Source organism: Bacillus cereus group sp. N11 (assembly GCF_016483605.1).
Taxonomy (GTDB): Bacteria; Bacillota; Bacilli; order Bacillales; family Bacillaceae_G; genus Bacillus_A; species Bacillus_A toyonensis.
On sequence record NZ_JAEHBN010000006.1, the window covers coordinates 102,110 to 121,946 of the forward strand.

Genomic DNA, 19,837 nt, shown 5'->3' on the forward strand with positions numbered 1-19,837 from the left:
GGAAGGTGTGAAAATCGCTTTTCAAAATTTCGTTTGGTATAATTATGGACAATCTAAGAGGGCTAAAAGGGGTTTTGACATGAGATCAAAAGTAGTAAAAGTAATCCTACTCATTACAATTGCATCTTTTTGTTTATTTGCATATGGCTTTGTTTCAGGTGTAAATGATGTATTAAATCCGAAAGCTTCAAGTTTAATTAAGAAAACGGATGTAGTAGCAAAAGAGAAAAAGAAAACGGGAACATTGCAAGTCGTTAGTTTAGGTGATTCGTTAACGCGCGGCGTCGGTGATAAAGAAGGCATTGGCTATATTGGACGAATGAAAGAAGATTTACAAAAAGATTATAAGCAAAAGGTTGCACTAACTAACTTGGCAGTGAGTGGTGCGAAAATGCCCGATTTATTAAAACAAATTGAAAGCAGCGGTGCTCAATATTCAATTAAGCAAGCAGATGTGATCGTTTTAACAATTGGCGGAAATGATTTATTTCCAGGCTGGGAATCGCTTGGAAAGATAGATTTAGAAACATACCGTCCTGATACGGAAACGTTCCAAAATGAAGCTAAGAAAATTATAGAACAAATTCGTAAGTTAAATACAGATAGCCCTATTTTTTGGCTAGGTTTATATAATCCTTTTGAAGATGTAGAAGATTTAAAAGGGTCTTCAAACATTGTTGTGGATTGGAACGCTTCTTTAGAGAAGTTAGCGTTAAATGATAAAAATGTATATATTACACCGACATTTGATTTATTCCAAAACCGTGGAAAAGATTTATTATACTCTGATCATTTTCACCCGAATGAAGTAGGGTACACATATATGGCAGAACGATTAGTTCAAAATGTTGTGAGTAAGTTAAAACTAGAACAAGGAGGGGTAAAATGACGACGATACTTTCCGTGCGAGACTTGAAGAAGGTAATTGGAAAGAAGACTCTTGTAGAGAATATTTCCTTTGATGTAAAGCAAGGAGAAGTGTTCGGGTTCCTAGGACCGAATGGTGCTGGAAAGACGACTACCATTCGAATGTTAGTCGGATTGATTAAGGCGACAGAAGGTACGATTTCTATCGGTGGTTATTCAATTAAGGAAAATTTCAGAGAAGCGATGCGTCAAATTGGGAGTATCGTTGAAAACCCAGAACTGTATACATATTTAACAGGATGGGAAAATTTAAAGCAATTTGCTCGTATGTTAGGTGATATATCAGATGAACGTATTATTGAAATTGCTCAAATGGTTCATTTGGATGAAAGAATTCATGACAAGGTAAAAACGTACTCACTCGGTATGAAACAGCGCCTTGGAATTGCGCAGGCGCTCCTTGGGAATCCGAAGTTGCTCATATTAGATGAGCCAACGAATGGTTTAGATCCAGCCGGGATTAGAGAACTTAGAGAATTTATACATACGCTTGTGAAAGAAGAAAATATGAGCGTGTTTATTTCAAGTCACTTGCTAAGTGAAGTACAAATGATATGTGATCGTGTCGCAATTATTCATAAAGGAAAAATGATAACAGTTGCCAAGGTTGAAGAGTTAATTAAAACAGCAAGTGATCGTGTAGAATGGATTGTTACACCAATTTCTAAGGCGAAAGATATGCTAGAAGCGGCCGAGGAAGTAAGAGAAGTGAGTGTAGAAGGCGAGCGATTACTATGCCGCATGGATATTGCATCTATAAGTAGTTGGAATAAACACTTTGTAGAAAATGAGATAGATGTGCATAGCGTTAAGGAGCTTGTATTTACGCTAGAAGATTTATTTATTGAACTCACAAGGGGTGAGCAGCATGCGTGAATTTGCGAATCTAGTTTTAAATGAATCAGAAAAGATTTACCGTAAGAAACGTATTTTTGTTGTCATGCTTATTTTAGCAATATTGATCCCGCTTTTTGTGTATGCGCAGTATCGTGAAATAGAAACGACACAAAAAAGACTCGGTACAACGGATTGGAAAGTTTCATTGCAACAGCAAATTGTTGATTCTCAGAACCGGTTGAACAATTCTAGGTTGCCAGAAGAATGGCGTGATTGGTTAAAAGTAAGAGTTGAGCAACAACAATATTATTTAGATCATGATATTAACCCGATGGCGCCGGGCGCACCGACTTTTGTCAGAGCATTTATTGAACAAGGGATTACATTGTTTATTCCGCTTCTCGTGATGATTGTCGCTATTGATATCGTTTCAGGAGAACGAAGTGATGGGACGATGAAGATGTTACTTACGCGGCCGATTCGGCGCTGGAAAATACTACTTAGTAAATACGTGACGATGTTATTTTTCATTTCGCTCATACTGCTTCTTGTAGGTTTGTTTGCTTACATATTATCAGGGCTTGTATTTGGGTACTCGGGATGGAATTTACCTGTTTTAACTGGATTTGTCATTGATAAGGAAACGTTAAATACGAATTTTGTACATCTTATTCCGCAGTGGCAATATATTTTAATGGCGTACGGATTAGCTTGGTTTGTTGCTATCGTTGTCGGAACTATATCGTTTATGGTTTCTGTTTTAATTCGCAATACACCAGCTGGTATGGGTGTTATGTTAGCTGCATTAATTGCAGGTGGTATTTTAAGTTCATTTGCAACGTCTTGGGAAGGCGCAAAATATATTTTTAGTGTGAACCTATCATTAACGGATTATTTATCAGGAAAATTACCTGCATTACAAGGTTTATCGATGGGATTTTCTTTGATGAATTTAACTGTTTGGGCAGTTGTTTCCCTTATTATTTCGTTCATAGTATTTACAAAACAGGATATGTTGAATTAATTAGACAGGAAGTGACAGTATGGAAAATGTTTTAAAAAATGATTGGGGGCCGTTATTGGCACCAGAATTTGAGAAAGAATATTATCGCGAATTGACTAATTTTTTGAAAGAAGAATACAGTACACATGTTGTTTATCCAAAGATAGAAGATATTTTTAACGCTCTAGAGTATACAAGTTATGAAAATACAAAGGTCGTTATTTTAGGACAAGATCCATACCATGGACCGGATCAAGCGCATGGTTTAAGCTTTTCTGTGCAACCCGGTATTAAAACGCCACCGTCGTTGTTAAATATGTATAAAGAACTTCGAGATGAATATGGGTATGGCATTCCAAATAACGGTTATTTAGTAAAGTGGGCAGAGCAAGGAGTTTTATTATTAAATACTGTATTAACAGTTCGGCAAGGTGAAGCAAATTCTCATAAAGGAAAAGGATGGGAGCATTTCACTGATCGTGTAATTGAGCTATTAAATGAACGTGAAAAACCAATTATTTTCATATTGTGGGGACGCCATGCACAGGCGAAGAAGAAGTTAATTACGAATCCAAATCATCATATTATCGAATCTGTACATCCAAGCCCATTGTCAGCAAGACGTGGTTTCTTTGGAAGTAAGCCGTACTCTAAAGTAAATACGATTTTAGCTAATATGGATGAGAGAGAAATTGATTGGGAAATTCCAAATTTGTAAAGTGAAACTTTAATCAGTGGGGGTTTTGTTCACCCCCTACTGATTATCAGCCCTCACCAATCGGGGTAAATAGAAAAGGTAGTTAACAGTCGTTAACTACCTTTTTATTATCATTGTTGCTCGTTCTTTAATTTTGCATCTAGTACAAAAGTACCAAATGGGATAACTGATGAAACGAATGCCCCAAGTGCCCATAAAATTGATTTACGGTGTACGATTGTTACTTGAATGACTGCAAAGATGAATAGAATAAATAGAACACCATGAGCCATGCCTGTAATTTTAACAGCTGTTGCAAATCCTGCGAAGTATTTCAATGGCATTGCTACAAATAATAGTAATAGGAAAGAAATCCCCTCAACTAGTCCAATTGCTCTTAATCGTCCGATTGGTGTAGATAACATGTAAAGTAGCCTCCTTTAACGTATGCTTGTTTATAGTAAATTTGTATTCTTTTTCAAAATAAAATAGTCTATTTTGTTTCATTATATACAAAAAGAAAGTTTACACTACGAGAATAGTGCAAAGTTCAAAATATAGTCACAAAAGCACGAGAATTTAAATAAAAACCTATTTGAAGTGTTTGACTTCAAATAGGTTTTATGAATGAAAATATTAAACAAGTACTTCTGTTTTTAAAACGAATTTCTCTACAACTTTTGCAACGCCATCGTTCATATTTGTATCTGTTACATAGTTTGCAATTTCTTTAATATCATCTGGTGCATTACCCATTGCAACGCCAAGACCTGCGAATTCAATCATCGCTTGGTCGTTATAGCTATCGCCCATTGCGATAACTTCTTCGCGTTTAATACCAAGTTTTTGGATGAGTTGGTTTAGGCTTGTTCCTTTTGTAACACCATATTCAGTAAATTCTAAGAAGAATGGTTTTGAACGCATCACGCTTAATTGGCCTTCTAGTTGTTTTTGTAGTTTCTTTTCTACTTCAACAAGGCGTTCAGCTTCTTTGTTCATTAATACTTTTACTACAGGCTCTGTTACAGCGGCTTTAAAATCATCTACTACAACGATTGGCATACCAGTAATGTCGCCCTCAATTTCAGTATACGGATTATTTTCTTCTGTTACGATATCATCGCCAATGTAAGTATGGATCCATACATCTTCAGTTTTACTAATTTCAAATAGGTTGTGAACGATTTCAGGAGATAGTGTGCTACTAAAGATTTCTTCATTTGTTTTACAGTTAATAATTTTTGCTCCGTTAAAGGATAGAATGAAGCTACCGTATTCTTCTAATCGAAGTTCTTTTGCAACATTGCGCATACCAAACGTTGGGCGCCCAGAAGCAAGTACAACTTTAACGCCGCGCTCCTGTGCAGTCATTAAAGCTTCTTTCGTACGAGGTGAAATAGTATGGTCATCACGTAATAAAGTATCATCTAAATCTAAAACAATCATTTTATAAGTCATATAGAAAATTCCTTTCTTTAATTGAAATCAAAATACATGTTCATGAAGATGTTGAGGAATAATAGTAAGACATCAAACCTCTTTGAAAAGAAGTAGATAAATTATTATGAGTGTGTTGCTCATAATATTGGTTAATAATCATTGGGGATGAATAAAACCCCAATGATTAAAGTTTAATTTTATCGTAACAACTCTAAAGGTAGAGTGCAATAATGGAAGTTTTCCAATTTAAGATATTTGTTTTGCCGTGGAACGAGAAAATAGTATTTCTAGCAAGATTGCCATTACAGATCCAAGAACGAGACCGTTACTTAAAAAAGATGCTAGAAATGGTGGAAGTGTGGAATATGCTCCTGCTGGAACAAACATAACCCCGACTCCTGTAAAGATGGAAAGACCGGCTACTTTAAATAATCGTTCTTTATCCTGGACAGTTTCGTATTCTCGAAAGGCGAGGCCAATCATGCTTGCGAATACAGGATAAATAGCGGCATAACCAACTGCAACTGGGATTGCTGCAAAGAATGAAGTGATTTTTGGGAATATACTAACGGCAATAATAAAGCTTGATCCTAATATAAATGGAAGGCGTTTATAAATATTAGTCGTTGCAATAAATCCTGCTGATCCAGAAATGGCAACAGGTCCAATAGCTGAAAATAGACCGCCTAGCAATTGATTTATTCCCGTTATAATGCCAGCTTGTTTAAATCGATCTGGAGCTGCATCTGTTTCGTACTTAGAAACAACCTTTTGTACAACACGAATACTTGCTAACATATTTGTTAGAAGTAATAGTGTAACGAAAATGACTGTGATTGCCATGTTCCATTCAACGCGAGGCATTCCGAAAACGAATAGAGATGGAAGACGAATTATATCTGTTACAGGTGTTACAGGATTAGATAATCCGAAGCATGCAAATAAAATCCAGCCGCAGACAATACTGAAGAGAACGGAATATTGTCCAATAATAGGTAGCTTCATAATGAAAAAGGATAGTAAAATAACAATGAGTGAAAGAATAAATACTTTTGGTTGTACTTCTGTATGTTGTCCATCAAGACCAAACATTCCTTTTAAGAAGGAGCCACTGAGTTGCGTGACAAGAAGAAATAAATATGTTCCAATAACTGTCGGTGTAAAGTAGCGAACTAGTTTATCAATGAGTCCAAAAACGCTAAGAATAATGCAAATAATACCGCTTAATAAAAAAGCATATTGAAGAACTTTAAGTGTCTCATTGCTTGATCCAAATAATATGACACCTAAACTTGCGTAAAGGGAGAAAATTCCCCACCAAAGGCCAGCAGGACCTTCTTGAATAGGAAGTTTATGCCCAAATATAGCTTGCAAGAGACCAGCAAAGCCTAGAACAAATAATGTTCTTTGTACGAATGCGATAGCTTCAGCGCCATCAAGACCATAACTAGTTGCGACACTAATTGGTACAATAAGGCTTCCCGCTAAAATAAATAGTGCCCATTGTAAGGCGGAAAGAAATGTCTTCATTATATCAACCTCTTTCATAGATTCCGTATCTAGTATATACGTATTTTATTTCCACTGGCAAAGATTGTAGATAGAGAAAAGAGTTGAAACACGATATGAATGCACGTAAGCAATTATGGATAGCTGTTGTATGTATGACCTTTGTTGTAATTTTAGGAACACTAGGATTTATGACAATTGAAGAGATTAGTTTGTTTCAAGCATTTTGGATGACGATGATTACTGTATTGACTGTTGGATACGGAGATGCCGTTCCTGTAACGCAAGCAGGGAAAGTATTTGCGCTCCTTATTATTCCTGTTGGTGTTGGTATTGTTACATATGCAATTGGAGTAGTGGCAGCTATAATTATTGAAGGGAATTTATTTCATGCAGTGCGGAGGAAGAAGATGGATAAACAAATAGCACAGTTACAAAATCACATTATAGTATGTGGTTGCGGTAGAGTGGGGCTTCAAGTTGTACATGAATTGCAAGAAAAGAAAATTCCATTTGTTGTTGTCGATAAAGATGAAAGCATATTAGAGAAGGAAAAGCTTTTGTATATACATGGAGATGCGACGGAGGATCAAGTTTTACATCATGCTGGGATTTCAAAAGCGGCTGGTTTAGTTGCTATTGTTGCAAATGATGCTGAAAATGTATTTATTACATTAACGGCAAGAGGATTAAACGATGCAATTAAAATTGTAGCAAGAGCGGAAAAGCAAGAAACCGAAGAAAAATTAAGGCGTGCTGGTGCAAATAAGGTTATTAATCCATCTAGTATGGCAGGAATTCATATTGCAAAAGGTATTGCGAATCCGCTAACAGTTCATTATATTGATACAGTACTGTATGGAATAGAGCAATCATTTGTAATTGAAGAAATTTCAGTCGGAAACGATTCTATCTTAGTCAATAAATCGTTACTAGAGAGTGATGTGAGAAATCAATTTGATGTAACAATTTTAGCGATTTTGAGAAGTGGAGATATTATACATAATCCGACGGGGCAGGAAAAATTGCAAGAACATGATATGATAATAGTATTTGGTTCAGTAGAGAAGCTGGGGCAATTTGAGAAAGAACTACAAAGTACGAGGTGATAAGGAATGCAAATATCGAGCGATAAGATTTTAAATAAAATGGCGAATGAAATTGCAAAGGCAAAAAGTAGTGAAGGACAAAAATCAAAAGATCATTTATTAGTTGTGCGTGCTTTATGCGATTTACTATTAGATGAACAGGTTGAATCTTCTACGTATAGAGAGCCGCAAATTCAATCGCAAGTAATTGGATCGCAGCCTATAACAACAGTTCAACCAGTCCAACCAGTTATACCGGTTTCTGGAGAACCTGTGTATATAAAAGAAGAAGGTGCAAATGGTAATTCTTTATTTGATTTTTAAGGATTAAATCGTTTGGCTTATATGAAAAAATTGCTTATGATAAAAGTAAAAAAGGGGAATTAAGATGAAAATTTTCTTTTTACTAGGTTGTATTGCAGCGGGGCTATCTGTTGCGTTAGGAGCCTTTGGGGCACATGGTTTAGAAAATAAAATTTCTGCGAAAATGTTAGAAGTTTGGAAAACAGGCGTTACATATCAAATGTTTCATGCAGGTGGACTATTCGTAGTTGCTCTATTGATGGATAAGATTCAATCATCACTTTTAACTACTGCTGGTTGGCTTATGGTAGCTGGGATTATTATGTTCTCAGGTAGTCTTTACGCACTAAGTACGACAGGTATTAAGTTCTTTGGTCCAATTACACCTCTTGGTGGTGTAGCGTTTATTGTGGCGTGGATTTTAGTAGGAACTGCAGTAGTAAAAGGGTTATAAAAAAACAAAAGCTGGCATTTGCCAGCTTTTTTTTATGGTCTCGGAGCATAAGTTGCTTGTTGACTAGGTAAATACGTAATCTCTTCTGGGAATTCTACATAATCTAAGTAGATCATTAATAGTAAAAAACGTTTCCCTGATTGTGGTTCACTAATAACGATATGATCACGTCCGGCCGCTTCGATAATCCCTGTATAAGATTGTGTACCGAGCGAGCTACCACGCTCATAAGTCATTACAACTGTAGCTTGCTTTCCTTTATTTAAGCGAAGAATGTTTTCAATGTATGATTGCTCGAGCGGTAACATCCCTTGAGAAACTGCAAGTTGAGCCTGAGCAGCTTGTTGTTGCATTGCTTGCTGTTGTTGCTGTTGCTGCGCGGTCATTTGTTGTGGTTGTACGTAAGTGCCTGATGGTTGATAAAAACCTGTTCCATAGTACGGGTTTTGTTGCTGTGCCATTCAAAAATCCCTCCTCATTTTCATTGCCTAATATACGCTTGGACAGTCTCCGGCAGATGGCTGGAAGAAGCAGTGCTTTTTAAAGCGACCAGAATTTTGTTGGTCATACCAAGTTGGCGGACAAGGACCTTCAGGCCTAAAAAACCATAAGGCAAAGTTAGCGGGCCAAAAACGTTGTCCTTGAATGGTCCGTCTTGCTAATGCGATATCTTGCTCCCTCGCTCGCTGATAAAAATATCCTTTTTGAGTTGCCTCAAAACCACCAGGATTTTGATAAACCATTTGACGTAAATTACGTATCTTTTTAAAATCTAAACAATTTCCACGGACACGATTTACCCCAACGTTTCCGACCATTAGCATTCCTTGTTGCCCTTCTCCTTCGGCTTCAGCACGCATCAGTCTAGCTAATAACTTTACATCTTCTTCGTTATAAGCAATAACACCCATTATGTGTCACCTCTCTTTGTGGAATACCTTTTGGAAAGAGGTTTATCCCGCTTTAATGGGCAGTAAGACTCCCACCTTAAAATTTGGCTGGAGCAAAGAAGGTGGGTCGGAGATCAAACTGCCCCTAAACGCCCGATTGGTGAAGGCTAATAATCAGTGGGGGATGAACAAAACCCCCACTGATTAAAGTTTCACTTTATCTCTAGATGAAGTGTGGAACAATTACTAGTTCATACGTATGAGGAAAAGGACTCAGATATGACAACCAAACGAAGTTTTACATTGAGAGAGGAAAATAAAAAAGCTAGCGTGTGCTAGCTTTTTATCATTAAAATATTTTGGACCATAAGTTTGAGAAGAAATCACCAACGGAACGCATTGTTAATACGAACCAATTTGCTTTTTCTACTTCTTCTGTCGTTTTTGCAGCAACCTTCATGCTCTTATTTCCATCTAAGAAACCATATTTATCAGTTGATTCTAAAACGATGGAACCCACCTTTGTACCTTTCTTAATAGGAGCAATTAAATGTCCATCTTCAGCGAGTGACTTATCTGCTTCAGTAGAAATTTTGTAAGGTGATTTGTCACCCTTTTTCGCAATTACTGTTATTTCTTTTTCAGGTGCAACAGTTACTTGATCTGCTTTCCCTTTTACTACAGAGATTGTATTATTTTTATCAATTTTCAGCTTTTGTTTTTCGAAGCTATTAAATCCATATTCAATTAATGCACGAGATTCTGTGAAACGCTCGTCCATTGATTTTGTCTTAATAATAACGGAAATAAGACGTAAATCACCACGTTTTGCTGTAATAGTGAATCCATATCCAGCCGTATCAGAACTTCCTGTTTTCAAACCATCTGACCCTTCATAAGCGAAAGCAGCACCTGGTAGCATCCAGTTCCAGTTTTCCATACGAATTGGCTTCGGATGATTATCCGGGAAGTTTCTAAATCTTTGTTTTGTATCCTCTAGCATTTCTGGATACTTTGTAATAATTGTTTTTGAAAGAATACCCATATCGCGAGCTGACATGGAGTTTTCTCCATTCGGATCAGTTCCTTCAGGATGTTTCCCTTTTAAATCAGCGTTATTTAACCCAGTAGCGTTTACAAATTTATATTTCTTTAACCCTAGTTTTTTTGCATGGTCATTTGCAAGATTTAAGAAGTTTTTTTCGCTTCCTGCAAGAAGTTCTGCTAAAGCAATACTAGATCCATTCGCAGAGAAGATAACGATAGAATGATATAATTCTTTTACAGTATATTGACGTCCTTTTTCAAACGGTACGTTAGAGAATTCGTTATTACGAGAGACTTCATAAGCATAATCAGAAATATTTACTTTTGTATCCCAAGTAATTTTCCCTTCTTTAATTGCCTCTAAAACAGCATAAACAACAATTAATTTTGACATACTAGCGATAGCTAGTAATTCATCTGGATTTTGCTCATGCAGTATTTTTCCTGTATCTGCATCAAATAGAAGTGCAGCGGCTGCCTCAATATGTATTTTTTCTTCCGCATGGGATGTTGTTACTTCTAAGGAAGAAATTGACAATACGAGCAATAGTAAAATAGACAAGATTTTCTTCATATAGATTATCACCTTCGCATCGTTATTTAGCATATAGCTCGTATCATTTTAGCATAATTTTATATATAAAAAGGTTACAATTTTACAAGAAATTTGAAAAGAATTTGTCGATTTTTGTTCAAATTTGCGGAGAAAAGGAGTTTTTTGAGGAGAAATATAGAGGGAAATAAAAAAAGGAACGAATTTCGTTCCTTTTTTACTATTTATCCAGCTATTGGCCAGGCAGCCCGATTGATGAGGGCTGATTAAAGTTTCACTTTATATGTGTAAAAATTTCTCTATTTTTTCGTTCGGTAAAATGTTTCCAACGAAAAATGTTCCGAATTCACCATAACGAGCACTTACTTCATCGAAGCGCATTTCATATATAAGTTTCTTAAATTGAAGAACATCATCAGCGAATAATGTTACGCCCCACTCGAAATCGTCGAATCCGACTGATCCTGAAATAACTTGGCGTACTTTACCTGCGTACTGGCGCCCAATTTTACTATGACTGTACATCATTTTTTTACGTTCTTCCATAGGAAGCATGTACCAGTTGTCATCACCTTGGCGACGCTTGTCCATTGGATAGAAGCAAATGTGATTTGCCTTTGGTAGGTCTGGATATAAGCGAGCTAAGATTTGTGGGTTTTGGTATGGATCTTCATCAGCTGGAAGATAGTTGCTTAGTTCAACAACAGATACGTAAGAATATGCAGGAACCATATATTCAGCTAATGTTGTTTTATTTAATTCTGTTTCAATTTCATTTAATTCTTCCATTGTTGGACGTAAAATCATAAGCATAATATCAGCTTTTTGACCAACAACTGTATACATTGCGTGACTACCTTTTTTTGCAGTAGCTACTTCGTTCCATTTTTCAACGACATTTAAAAATTCAGACACAGCTTGTCCGCGTTCGTCGCTAGATAATGTTTTCCATGCAGCCCAATCAATAGAACGTAAATCATGTAGACAATACCAGCCATCTAACGTTGTTGTTGCTTCACTCATTCTATTCACCTCAGTTAATGATAGTTTTACACGTTAACTATAGCATATATAGTTTTAAAATCATCTATATAAAGTTTCGGCACATAAAATTGTCACATTTATATTTATTAGAAAACGGGAGAAAATAAGGCTTAAGTAGGACATATTTTTAGGCTGAATTTTATGAAAATATAATCATTTTCATTTTATCTATTTTTTGGGAGCTATAAGTTTAAAATATAGAGGAAAAGCAGTATTCTTAAAGATAGAGTTTTTTTAACATATGTAGGAGGGTTTATTCGTGAGCAACTTATTTACAACAGTAAAAGAAAAAGTTCAAGGAAAAGGCATTTCTATCGTACTTCCTGAAGGAACTGATGAAAGAATTTTAGGCGCTGCAGAGCGTTTAGCAAAAGAAGAGTTAGTAAAACCAATTTTAGTTGGTAATAAAGAAGAAATTAGCGCAAAAGCTGCTAGCATGAATTTAACATTAGCAGGCGTTGATATTTATGACCCAGCTACATACGAAGAAATGGATGCAATGGTAGCATCTTTCGTTGAACGCCGTAAAGGTAAAGCAACTGAAGAAGACGCTCGTAAAATCCTTAAAGACGAAAACTACTTCGGTACAATGCTTGTATACATGGGCAAAGCACATGGTTTAGTAAGTGGTGCAGCTCACTCTACAGCTGATACAGTTCGTCCAGCACTTCAAATTATTAAAACAAAACCAGGCGTTACAAAAACTTCTGGCGTATTCATCATGGTACGCGAAGAAGAGAAATATGTATTCGCTGATTGCGCAATTAACATTGCACCAAACAGTCAAGATTTAGCTGAAATTGGTATTGAAAGTGCGAAAACTGCTGAACTATTTGGCATTGACCCACGAGTTGCTATGTTAAGCTTCTCTACAAAAGGTTCTGCAAAATCTCCAGAAACAGAAAAAGTTGTAGAAGCAACTCGCATTGCAAAAGAAATGGCTCCAGAATTAACTTTAGATGGAGAATTCCAATTCGATGCTGCATTCGTACCATCTGTAGCTGAGAAAAAAGCTCCAGGTTCTACAATTAAAGGTGATGCTAACGTATTCGTATTCCCAAGCTTAGAAGCTGGTAATATTGGCTACAAAATCGCTCAACGCTTAGGTAACTTCGAAGCAGTAGGACCGATCTTACAAGGTTTAAACATGCCTGTAAATGATCTATCTCGTGGATGTAACGAAGAAGAAGTGTACAAGTTAGCTTTAATTACAGCAGCTCAAGCACTTTAATTCTATAATGAATTGCTATGAAAAACGACCACCCTTAGGGTGGTCGTTTTTATTTTTCTAAGCCAAGTGCTTTATTATTACGATCAATAATACGCTGTAAACTCGTCTCATATAAAGGAACTTCATCTACTGTTAATTGAGATGGTGTTAACTTTGGAGCGAATTGCTGTAATGTTTTTAAAAGACGCATCATTAAATCTTGTACTGTAATTGTTTCACCAAGTAATTCTGAGAGTGAGGCCATTGTACTCGGTACAATTTCAGGATACGTGAAGCGTGTTTCTTCTCCTTGAATTGCTACATTGTAAAAGTCGCGAACAAGCGCAGCGCGTTCCGATCCGCTTCCTGTAGCACATAAGTAAATTTGTACAGCAACCCCACCGCGAATACGGCGCTGAGAAATACCTGCGAATTTTTGGTCGCGAATACTTAAATCATAGCTACCAGGACAATAAGAACCAACAATTTCTTTTGCCTCGATTGTAACGTCGTAATCTTTTAACATTTCCTTAATTAAATGCCACATTGTATCGTATCCCAGATCAATATCGATACCTTTTTCTGTTTCTTGGAATAAAAGTGATACGTTTAACACACCTTCATCAAGTACGACCGCAAGTCCACCGGAATTACGAACGATAACATTGAAGTTGTTTTCTTTTAAAAAGGAAATACCTTCTTCTAAGTGTGGTAGGCGTGAATCTTGAATGCCGAGAACGATTGTATTGTGATGAACCCAAGAACGCATTGTTGCAGCGGATGCGCCATTCCCAATACTTGTGCATAATGTGTCATCCATTGCGAATGATTGCAAGGCATGGAATGTCGGTCCTAAACTAGACTGATCTACAATACGCCACTCTGGCTGAGATAAAATTGAACGGGAATTGCTCATATAACTAACCCCTTATCTTTAAAATGACAATCTCTATTATAGCAAAAAATGATGAAAGGAGTTTTCCCATATATAAAGAGAGATTTTAAAGTAAAAGAAGCATGTGTGCTTGAAGTGAAATAATAAAAAGGATGCATTGCATGCATCCTTTTTATTCTGCAATTTTTTCTAAATTACCGTTTCGATCCATTCGGAAAGAAGTTTGTGAACGTTCCTCATCATCCATTACTGCTAATTTACGAGCGCGGTTCATAATATTCATAAGTGTTTCGTAATCCTCTTGTACAGTATGAGATTGTTGTTCTAATTTTTCTAGTTTCTTTTCTAGTTCTTCATTTCGCAAGATTTGTGATTTAATTTCTTGTTTCAATCTCGTATTCTCGTTTTCAAGACCGGTTAATTTAATATTTGAAGATCCAACGGTTTGTAAAAAGTAAATAACATCTTGCATTGTGATAGAGCTTTTTACAGCAGGGATAGTAGGCTCTTGATATAGACTAGCTTCTTTATACTGTACAGTTGTTTCCTCTTGTACTAGTTCTTCATAATCAGCTATCGCTCCTGAAGCTGGTGGTGTATAAAGTAAACGTTTTTTCGCTTGTTCACCGCTCGCAGCACGCATTTTATCTTTACGATGTTTTTTTGCTAGTTGAAGAGCCTGCTCATAACTATAGCGAACAACGGCATTCCAGCGGAAACCACAAGCAGCGGATGTGCGATTTAACTGATCTCCTACCTCCTCAAATGCATTTAATTGCGTACTTCCTTCTCTAACATGGCGAAGTACCGTTTCAGCAAGTAATAAATCATCCTCGTCTGTCCAAGCATCTTGTCTTACTTTCATAGATTCAACTCCCTTTCTTTTTATGAACTTCCTATTTTTATAATGGGCAAAAAAATGTGCTTTTATACAAAGCTTTTAAAAATATGGTAGATTTCGATGAAAGGAATAAAGTGAAACTTTAATCAGTGAAAGTTTTTTCCGTCTCCCGCTGATTATTAGGGGTTTTTACGGGCAGTGGATTTTCTACCTAACTCTCTCACATTCGCCGAATTTTAAGGCGGAAGTCTTACTGCCCGCAAACAGCGGGATAAATTTTGCCAAGAATGATGGAAGCTTCTGTAGGAGAGCATAAAAATATGTAGCTTTATATGAAGGAAAGAGCGTCGCAAGGAAACTTGCAACGAGCTTAAAAGAGCGGTAAAATACCATTTAGTGTTTATTTTTAAATGTACTTGAGAAAAGTTTAAAATAGAGGAAGTGTTATATAATGGGAAACGAATTTCGTGTGTGCGATGATTGTCAGGCAACGAACGTTAAAACGTTAATTCCGAAGTTAAAAAAAGTAGATTCATGTGCAACGATTGAAGTTGCATGCCAGTCTTACTGTGGTCCTGGTCGTAAAAAATCATTCGCATTTGTAAATAATCGTCCAGTTGCAGCTCCAACAGAAGATGAATTAATTGTAAAAATTGAAGCAAAGTTAAATAAGTAAGAAAAAGAAGAGTGAACAGATTACTCTTCTTTTTTTATACCCATAAGAGGAATGAGTTATTCTACGGAAGCTTAATTGGTTATTACTGATAGTCAGTGACAGATGAACATCAACTGTTCATTACATTGTCAATTTATATGAATTTGTATTTCAAAATAATGGTTGACAGCCTTTTGAAGCGGTGGGTAGAATAGAAAGTGTCTGATTCTGATAATCATTATCAAGAATAAGCCAATTCACCTAATTTTTTTATTACTATTTGAGAATAAATTTCATTTTATTAAATATATGTTTTTGGTTAGGATGGTTGAGGGATGGAAGCGAGCGCAAGGAGTATAGAACAACAAGAAGAGAGTGTTAAAGAGATTAAGAGCAGGCCGCTCATCGCTTCTATCATTTTAGTAGCGGGTACAATTTTATTAGCTTTAAGCATGGCAGTTTCTATTTCGTTTGGCGCGGCAGATATTAGTTTAAAGACCGTATGGCAAGCTGTGTTTCAGTTTGATGGTTCTATTACGCATCATAACGTAATTCAAGAACTTCGCATGCCTAGAGCAATAGGGGGCGTAGTTGCAGGTGCCTTTTTAGCGGTATCAGGAGCAATTATGCAAGGTATGACGCGAAATCCACTTGCATCACCATCGTTAATGGGGATTACAGATGGCGCTGTATTCGGGATTGCAATTATGTATGCATTCTTCCCTAATTCACCTTATTTAATGTTTGTTATCGCATCTTTTATTGGAGCTGCGTTTGGCGCAAGTATTGTATATGGAATTGGGTCTTCTTCACCAGGTGGATTAACACCTGTGAAATTAGCTTTAGCAGGTGCAGCAATTAGTGCTTTATTAGGGGCAATTTCATCTGGAATTGCGCTGTATTTCAATCTTGCCCAAGAGGTGAGTATGTGGAATGCAGGCGGAGTTGCTGGAGTGAAATGGCAAAGTATTAATATGTTAGTGCCAATTGGTCTAGTTTGTCTCTTTATTGCAATTATGATGTCGAGGTATATTACAATTTTGAGCTTCGGTGAAGAAATTGCGATTGGACTTGGTCAAAATACGACATTAATTAAATTTATCGGAACAGTACTTGTTCTTGTGTTAACAGGTTCTGCAGTTTCTATGGCAGGGTCAGTTGGGTTTGTTGGTCTTGTAATTCCACATATGACTCGTTTCCTAGTAGGCTCAGACTATAGATGGGTTATTCCATGTTCTGCAGTCTTAGGTGGATTGTTAATTGAGTGTGCAGATATGTTATCTCGCGTTATTAATCCACCATTTGAAACACCAATTGGAGCAATTACAGCGCTAATTGGGGTTCCATTCTTCCTCTACTTAGCACGTAACGAAGGGAGAGGAAAAATGTGAGGACGAGTATTTTAACAAAAAAGAACGTTTCTGTTTTAACAGTTTTAGTAGGATTAATCATTTCTATATTTCTTATTAGTTTAAATACAGGAACTTTTAAAATACCACCAATGGATGTATTAAAGTCATTGGTTGGACTCGGGGCTGAAGATCAGTCAGTTATTTTATTTGAATTTCGTATGCCGCGTATGGTTATCGCTATATTAGTAGGATCTGCGTTAGCCATGTCAGGTGCAATTCTGCAAGGGCTATCAAGAAATCCACTTGCTGATCCAGGTATTATAGGTATTAACGCTGGAGCGGGATTAACGGTTGTTATATTCGTCTACTTTTTCTTTGGAAAAGTTGGGACGGGTACATTTTTATCTGTATTTATCCTTCCATTTTTCGCCCTAGTTGGTGCGATATTAGCGGCAGTTATTATTTACTTATTAGCATGGAAAGACGGCGTTTCATCGACTCGATTAATACTTGTTGGTATTGCTGTTGCGGCTGGATTTGGTGCTGTTAGTTTAATTTTCTCTATGAAGATGACATCTAACGATTTTCGTTTTGCTACGATTTGGTTAGCAGGAAGTCTCTGGGGTACAGATTGGAAATTCGTATTAAGTGTACTTCCATGGATGGTTATTTTCTTACCGCTTGCTATTAGTAAAGCACACATATTAAATGTAATGAATTTAGGCGACTCTACAGCTGTTGGCCTTGGTGTAAACGTAGAAAAAGAAAGACGTAAATTATTATTTATTGCAGTTTGTTTAGCTGGTGCATCTGTTGCGGTGGCAGGCGGAATAGGTTTTATCGGTTTAATGGCTCCTCATTTAGCGAGACGCCTTGTTGGTGGTAAACATCAAATCATGTTACCAACTGCAGCATTAATAGGAACGTTCTTGCTTTTATTTGCAGATGTAATTTCAAGAAGTGTGTTGCCAACTTCAGAAATACCGGTCGGTCTTGTTATTTCTGTAATTGGTGCACCATATTTCATATATTTACTTATGAGGACAAAATAAAGGGAGGCTTTTTGTATGGCAACTTTAGCAGTTGATTCGGTATCTGTTGGCTATAATGAAGGATTAATTATTGATGGATTAACAGTTGAAATTCCGGAAGGAAAAATTACAACGATTATTGGACCAAATGGTTGTGGGAAATCCACATTATTAAAAACGGCTTCTCGTATTTTGAAGGCGAAAAAAGGTACTGTTTATCTTGATGGAAAAGCAATTGAGAAACAGCCAACGAAAGAAATCGCAAAGAAAATGGCGATCTTACCACAAACTGCAGAAGTGCCAACAGGCCTTACTGTGTTTGAACTTGTTTCATATGGACGTTTTCCTCATCAAAAAGGATTTGGAACATTGAAAGAAGAAGACTATCGCTACATTCATTGGGCACTTGAAGTGACGGGAATGACAGAGTTCGCAAATCGTTCAGCAGAAGCCTTATCAGGTGGTCAACGTCAAAGGGTATGGATTGCGATGGCTCTTGCACAAGGAACAGATTTACTTGTATTAGATGAACCAACGACATATTTAGATATGGCACATCAACTTGAAGTATTAAACTTACTGAAGAAATTGAACCAAGAAGAAGGTAGGACAATTGTGATGGTTATTCACGATTTAAATCATGCTTCTCGTTTCTCTGATCATATGATTGCATTAAAAGCAGGTAAGTTAATGAAACAAGGAACGCCAGATGAGGTTATGACAAGTGAAACACTTCGTAACGTGTTTGAGATTGAAGCGCAAATCGTTCCATGTCCAGTAAACTGTAAACCGATTTGTTTAACATATGATTTAGCGATGATTAGTAATCAATTGCGTAAAAAAGCATAAGTAGAACCCCCTCGTAAAGAGGGGGACTTCTAATGGACGTTGAGCTTCTTACTTATAAATGGGAAGTTGAACGCCCGTTAGAATGGGTCATTAACAACGATTAATAAATATATATTGATTAATTGTTATTTTTGTTTCTTATAGTTCATCCTAAATTATAAGATAAATACAGCCAGAAGGAGTGGGAACATGAAGAATTTTAAAATGGCACTATTAGCAATGGTACTAGTGGTTACTTCTGTACTATTTGCAGCTTGTTCTAACAAAGAAGAAGAAAAGAAAGCAGATGCGAAGACTGAAGAGCGCACTGTAAAACATGCAAAAGGGGAAATTAAAATCCCTGCAAATCCAAAGAAAATTGCTGACCTTAGTGGTTCAACAGAAGAATTATTAATCTTTGGTATGAAACCAATTATTACAGCTAATACATCTCAAGAAAAAATTGATGCACATATTGCAAATAAATTAAAAGACGTTAAACCAGTTGGTTCTGCTTGGGGCGATAAAATTAACATCGAAGCAGTAGCTGCTGCAAAACCAGACTTAATTCTTGTAAATAATCGTCAAGAAAAGATTTACGATCAATTATCTAAAATTGCACCAACAGTTATGTTAAACACTCCATTAGATCAATGGCATCCAAAGTTTGAAGAAGTAGGCCAAATTCTTGGTAAAGAGAAAGAAACAAAAGAATGGTTTAAAAAGTATGATGAAAAAGCAAGCAAATTACATGATAAAATTATCGCTAAAACTGGTGATGCAACATTCATGAAAATGGCTGCATATCCAAATGCATTCCGTGTATATGGTGACTACGGTTACGGTAGCGTAATCTTTAATGATTTAAAATTACCAGCAGTTAAAGGTACACCAACTGATAAACCATTAGTACAAGTACAAAAAGAAGCTTTAATCGATTACAACCCAGATTACTTATTTGTATTTACAACGGGTGACGGTTCTCAGCGTCTAAAAGAATTCCAAGAAGAATCAATTTGGAAAAACATGAATGCTGTTAAAAATAACCACGTATTTACAATTAAAAATGAAGATCTAAACAAAGGTTACTTCCCACTAGGAAAAGAAATGATCTTAGATGAAGTCGCTGAGTTCGTTTTAGGAAAATAATGTATAAAAAGAAATCACTTTTACTTCGGTAAAGGTGATTTTTTCTTTATATAAGGGCAATTAATACAGTCTTTCATTTCTTTC

At 36.4% G+C, this 19,837-nt stretch carries 22 protein-coding genes; 13 read left to right on the forward strand and 9 right to left on the reverse strand.

Annotation, left to right across the window (positions count from 1 at the left end; genetic code table 11):
* Nucleotides 1-7 precede the first annotated feature (7 nt).
* The 4 genes from JDS98_RS11845 to JDS98_RS11860 are packed head-to-tail and all read left to right on the forward strand — an operon-like array spanning nt 8 to nt 3,485.
* Nucleotides 8-889, forward strand: coding sequence for an SGNH/GDSL hydrolase family protein (locus JDS98_RS11845; RefSeq protein ID WP_002092964.1), 882 nt, complete (start codon nt 8-10; stop codon nt 887-889).
* A complete protein-coding gene (locus JDS98_RS11850; RefSeq protein WP_000207726.1) occupies nt 886-1,803 on the forward strand; it encodes an ABC transporter ATP-binding protein in 918 nt (305 codons plus the stop codon). Before JDS98_RS11845 ends, JDS98_RS11850 begins: the two co-directional genes overlap by 4 nt.
* The gene (locus JDS98_RS11855) at nt 1,796-2,788 is read left to right on the forward strand and encodes an ABC transporter permease subunit (RefSeq protein ID WP_087968790.1); all 993 of its coding nucleotides are present in this window, start codon (nt 1,796-1,798) and stop codon (nt 2,786-2,788) included. The genes JDS98_RS11850 and JDS98_RS11855 overlap by 8 nt, the downstream gene beginning before the upstream one ends.
* Before the next feature lie 19 nt (nt 2,789-2,807).
* Nucleotides 2,808-3,485 (forward strand): uracil-DNA glycosylase, encoded by a 678-nt coding sequence (locus tag JDS98_RS11860; RefSeq protein WP_097958179.1) that lies wholly within the window; start codon nt 2,808-2,810, stop codon nt 3,483-3,485.
* A 110-nt stretch (nt 3,486-3,595) separates the two neighbouring features.
* On the opposite strand, the gene JDS98_RS11865 is transcribed toward JDS98_RS11860, so the two are convergent.
* The 3 genes from JDS98_RS11865 to JDS98_RS11875 form a co-directional block, all read right to left on the reverse strand.
* On the reverse strand, nt 3,596-3,889 hold the full coding sequence (locus JDS98_RS11865; protein WP_000953396.1) for a DUF3817 domain-containing protein: 294 nt from the start codon (nt 3,887-3,889) through the stop codon (nt 3,596-3,598).
* Nucleotides 3,890-4,100: 211 nt separating this feature from the next.
* Nucleotides 4,101-4,922 carry a Cof-type HAD-IIB family hydrolase gene (locus JDS98_RS11870; protein ID WP_000221403.1) on the reverse strand — a complete coding sequence of 274 codons (822 nt, stop codon included), beginning with the start codon at nt 4,920-4,922 and terminating at the stop codon, nt 4,101-4,103.
* A gap of 228 nt (nt 4,923-5,150) precedes the next feature.
* Nucleotides 5,151-6,434 carry a purine/pyrimidine permease gene (locus JDS98_RS11875; protein WP_000847019.1) on the reverse strand — a complete coding sequence of 428 codons (1,284 nt, stop codon included), beginning with the start codon at nt 6,432-6,434 and terminating at the stop codon, nt 5,151-5,153.
* 95 nt (nt 6,435-6,529) lie between these two features.
* Between JDS98_RS11875 and JDS98_RS11880 the strand changes: the two genes are divergently transcribed.
* The 3 genes from JDS98_RS11880 to JDS98_RS11890 all read left to right on the forward strand — a co-directional run bounded on the left by JDS98_RS11880 (nt 6,530) and on the right by JDS98_RS11890 (nt 8,258).
* Nucleotides 6,530-7,522, forward strand: coding sequence for a potassium channel family protein (locus tag JDS98_RS11880; protein ID WP_000994012.1), 993 nt, complete (start codon nt 6,530-6,532; stop codon nt 7,520-7,522).
* A 6-nt stretch (nt 7,523-7,528) separates the two neighbouring features.
* A complete protein-coding gene (locus JDS98_RS11885; RefSeq protein WP_001167340.1) occupies nt 7,529-7,825 on the forward strand; it encodes a YwdI family protein in 297 nt (98 codons plus the stop codon).
* Nucleotides 7,826-7,889: 64 nt separating this feature from the next.
* Nucleotides 7,890-8,258, forward strand: coding sequence for a DUF423 domain-containing protein (locus JDS98_RS11890; RefSeq protein ID WP_000688311.1), 369 nt, complete (start codon nt 7,890-7,892; stop codon nt 8,256-8,258).
* A 32-nt stretch (nt 8,259-8,290) separates the two neighbouring features.
* Here JDS98_RS11890 and gerQ read toward each other — a convergent pair whose 3' ends face one another.
* From gerQ to hemQ, 4 genes are all read right to left on the reverse strand, one after another.
* Nucleotides 8,291-8,719 (reverse strand): spore coat protein GerQ, encoded by a 429-nt coding sequence (gene gerQ / locus JDS98_RS11895; protein WP_000068641.1) that lies wholly within the window; start codon nt 8,717-8,719, stop codon nt 8,291-8,293.
* 27 nt (nt 8,720-8,746) lie between these two features.
* Entirely contained in the window at nt 8,747-9,169 is a 423-nt protein-coding gene (gene cwlJ / locus JDS98_RS11900; protein ID WP_000538157.1) for a cell wall hydrolase CwlJ, read from the reverse strand.
* Nucleotides 9,170-9,497: 328 nt separating this feature from the next.
* On the reverse strand, nt 9,498-10,769 hold the full coding sequence (locus JDS98_RS11905) for a serine hydrolase (protein WP_199633904.1): 1,272 nt from the start codon (nt 10,767-10,769) through the stop codon (nt 9,498-9,500).
* Between the two features lie 258 nt (nt 10,770-11,027).
* On the reverse strand, nt 11,028-11,771 hold the full coding sequence (gene hemQ / locus JDS98_RS11910) for a hydrogen peroxide-dependent heme synthase (RefSeq protein ID WP_097958182.1): 744 nt from the start codon (nt 11,769-11,771) through the stop codon (nt 11,028-11,030).
* A gap of 280 nt (nt 11,772-12,051) precedes the next feature.
* Here hemQ and pta point away from each other — a divergent pair, with 280 nt between their 5' ends.
* Complete coding sequence (gene pta, locus JDS98_RS11915; protein WP_000067215.1) at nt 12,052-13,023, forward strand: phosphate acetyltransferase; 972 nt, start codon at nt 12,052-12,054, stop codon at nt 13,021-13,023.
* A gap of 49 nt (nt 13,024-13,072) precedes the next feature.
* Here pta and lipL read toward each other — a convergent pair whose 3' ends face one another.
* Together lipL and JDS98_RS11925 are read right to left on the reverse strand one after the other, a co-directional pair.
* Nucleotides 13,073-13,918, reverse strand: a complete 846-nt coding sequence (gene lipL, locus JDS98_RS11920) for an octanoyl-[GcvH]:protein N-octanoyltransferase (RefSeq protein WP_097958183.1) — start codon at nt 13,916-13,918, stop codon at nt 13,073-13,075.
* Nucleotides 13,919-14,069: 151 nt separating this feature from the next.
* Nucleotides 14,070-14,762: an RsfA family transcriptional regulator gene (locus JDS98_RS11925; RefSeq protein ID WP_097958185.1), complete on the reverse strand. Its 693-nt coding sequence runs from the start codon at nt 14,760-14,762 to the stop codon at nt 14,070-14,072.
* A 427-nt stretch (nt 14,763-15,189) separates the two neighbouring features.
* On the opposite strand from JDS98_RS11925, the gene JDS98_RS11930 reads away from it, so the two are divergent.
* From JDS98_RS11930 to JDS98_RS11950, 5 genes are all read left to right on the forward strand, one after another.
* The gene (locus JDS98_RS11930; protein WP_000526075.1) at nt 15,190-15,414 is read left to right on the forward strand and encodes a YuzB family protein; all 225 of its coding nucleotides are present in this window, start codon (nt 15,190-15,192) and stop codon (nt 15,412-15,414) included.
* A 314-nt stretch (nt 15,415-15,728) separates the two neighbouring features.
* Nucleotides 15,729-16,784: a FecCD family ABC transporter permease gene (locus tag JDS98_RS11935; protein WP_000388286.1), complete on the forward strand. Its 1,056-nt coding sequence runs from the start codon at nt 15,729-15,731 to the stop codon at nt 16,782-16,784.
* A complete protein-coding gene (locus JDS98_RS11940; protein ID WP_087950815.1) occupies nt 16,781-17,797 on the forward strand; it encodes a FecCD family ABC transporter permease in 1,017 nt (338 codons plus the stop codon). Before JDS98_RS11935 ends, JDS98_RS11940 begins: the two co-directional genes overlap by 4 nt.
* A 15-nt stretch (nt 17,798-17,812) precedes the next feature.
* Entirely contained in the window at nt 17,813-18,625 is an 813-nt protein-coding gene (locus JDS98_RS11945) for an ABC transporter ATP-binding protein (protein ID WP_000212075.1), read from the forward strand.
* 189 nt (nt 18,626-18,814) lie between these two features.
* A complete protein-coding gene (locus JDS98_RS11950; RefSeq protein WP_199633905.1) occupies nt 18,815-19,753 on the forward strand; it encodes an ABC transporter substrate-binding protein in 939 nt (312 codons plus the stop codon).
* Nucleotides 19,754-19,837: the final 84 nt, after the last annotated feature.